The following is a 2,422-nucleotide window of genomic DNA, read 5'->3' as shown; positions in this document are numbered from 1 at the left end:
GCGTCGCCTTCGCCCTCGACGTCGATCTTGACGACCTGGCCGGGCCGCAGCTCGCCGTAGAGGATCTTCTCCGACAGCGTGTCCTCCAGCTCCCGCTGGATCGTGCGCCGCAGCGGACGGGCGCCCATCACCGGGTCGTACCCGCGGTCGGCCAGCACCTGCTTGGCCGTAGAAGACACCTCCAGGCCCATGTCGCGGTCCTTCAGACGCTCGGCCACCTGGGCGAGCATCAGGTCCACGATCTGGATGATCTCCTTGGGCGTGAGCTGGTGGAAGACCACGATGTCGTCGACGCGGTTGAGGAACTCGGGCCGGAAGTGCTGCTTGAGCTCCTCCTGGACCTTCGCTTTCATCCGGTCGTAGTTCGACTCGGTGTCGTTGGCGCGGGCGAACCCGACCCCGATGCCCTTGGAGATGTCCCGGGTGCCGAGGTTGGTCGTCATGATGATGACGGTGTTCTTGAAGTCCACCACCCGGCCCTGGGCGTCGGTCAGGCGACCGTCCTCCAGGATCTGCAGCAGCGAGTTGAAGATGTCCGCGTGCGCCTTCTCGATCTCGTCGAACAGCACCACCGAGAACGGCTTGCGCCGCACCTTCTCGGTCAGCTGGCCGCCCTCTTCGTACCCGACGTAACCGGGCGGGGAGCCGAACAGCCGCGAGACGGTGTGCTTCTCCATGAACTCGGACATGTCCAGCATGATCAGCGCGTCTTCGTCGCCGAACAGGAACTCCGCCAGCGCCTTGGACAGCTCGGTCTTACCGACACCCGACGGGCCGGCGAAGATGAACGACCCACCCGGACGACGGGGGTCCTTCAGACCGGCGCGCGTGCGGCGGATCGACCGCGACAGGCCCTTGATCGCGTCGTCCTGACCGATGATCCGCTTGTGCAGCTCGTCTTCCATCCGGAGCAGCCGCTGGGACTCCTCCTCGGTCAGCTTGAACACCGGGATGCCGGTGGCGGTGGCCAGGACCTCGGCGATGAGCTCCTCGGTCACCTCGGCCACGACGTCCATGTCGCCGGCCTTCCACTCCTTCTCCCGCCGCTCCCGCTTGAGCTGCAGCTGCTTTTCCTGATCACGCAGCGCCGCGGCCTTCTCGAAGTCCTGCGCGTCGATCGCGGACTCCTTCTCCCGCCGCACGTTCGCGATCTTCTCGTCGTACTCGCGCAGGTCCGGCGGCGCCGTCATCCGGCGAATACGCATCCGCGAGCCGGCCTCGTCGATCAGGTCGATCGCCTTGTCCGGCAGGAACCGGTCGCTGATGTACCGGTCGGCCAGGGTGGCGGCCGCCACCAGCGCACCGTCGGTGATCGACACCCGGTGGTGCGCCTCGTAACGGTCCCGCAGACCCTTGAGGATCTCGATCGTGTGCGACAGCGACGGCTCGGCCACCTGAATCGGCTGGAACCGCCGCTCCAGCGCGGCGTCCTTCTCCAGGTGCTTGCGATACTCGTCGAGCGTGGTCGCACCGATGGTCTGGAGCTCACCGCGGGCCAGCATCGGCTTGAGGATGCTGGCGGCGTCGATGGCGCCCTCGGCGGCGCCCGCGCCGACCAGCGTGTGCAGCTCGTCGATGAACAGAATGATGTCGCCGCGGGTGCGGATCTCCTTGAGCACCTTCTTCAGGCGCTCTTCGAAGTCACCGCGGTAGCGGGAACCGGCCACCAGCGCACCCAGGTCCAGCGTGTAGAGCTGCTTGTCCTTCAGCGTCTCGGGCACCTCACCCTTGACGATCTTCTGCGACAGCCCCTCCACCACGGCGGTCTTGCCCACACCGGGCTCACCCACCAAAACCGGGTTGTTCTTCGTCCGGCGGGACAGCACCTGCATGACCCGCTCGATCTCCTTGTCCCGGCCGATCACCGGGTCGAGCTTGCCCTCCCGCGCGGCCTGGGTCAGGTTGCGCCCGAACTGGTCCAGCACAAGCGAGGTCGACGGCGCCGACTCCTGCGGCCCGCCCGCCGCCGCCGGCTCCTTGCCCTGATACCCGTGCAGCAACTGGATGACCTGCTGACGCACCCTGTTCAGATCGGCGCCCAGCTTCACCAGCACCTGCGCCGCGACACCCTCACCCTCCCGGATCAACCCCAGAAGAATGTGCTCGGTGCCGATGTAGTTGTGCCCGAGCTGCAACGCCTCGCGCAGCGACAGCTCAAGAACCTTCTTGGCCCGCGGCGTGAAGGGGATGTGTCCCGACGGCGCCGACTGCCCCTGGCCGATGATCTCCTCGACCTGCTGGCGCACCCCCTCGAGACTGATCCCAAGACTCTCCAGAGCCTTGGCCGCCACACCCTCACCCTCATGGATCAAACCAAGAAGAATGTGCTCAGTACCGATGTAGTTGTGGTTGAGCATCCGAGCCTCTTCCTGGGCCAGGACGACAACCCGCCGCGCACGGTCGGTGAACCTCTCGAACATCT

The 2,422-nt window shown here is 66.3% G+C and carries 1 protein-coding gene; it reads right to left on the bottom strand.

Translation table 11 applies throughout. From position 1 onward, the window contains the following. The coding region (locus IL992_RS45390; protein WP_193209479.1) for an ATP-dependent Clp protease ATP-binding subunit at positions 1-2,420 on the bottom strand (2,420 nt) is incomplete at its 3' end. Between the last annotated feature and the right edge of the window lie 2 nt (positions 2,421-2,422).

This window comes from Microbispora sitophila (genome assembly GCF_014892245.1).
Classification (GTDB): Bacteria; Actinomycetota; Actinomycetes; order Streptosporangiales; family Streptosporangiaceae; genus Microbispora; species Microbispora siamensis.
This window is presented reverse-complemented; position numbering and strand designations above follow the sequence as displayed.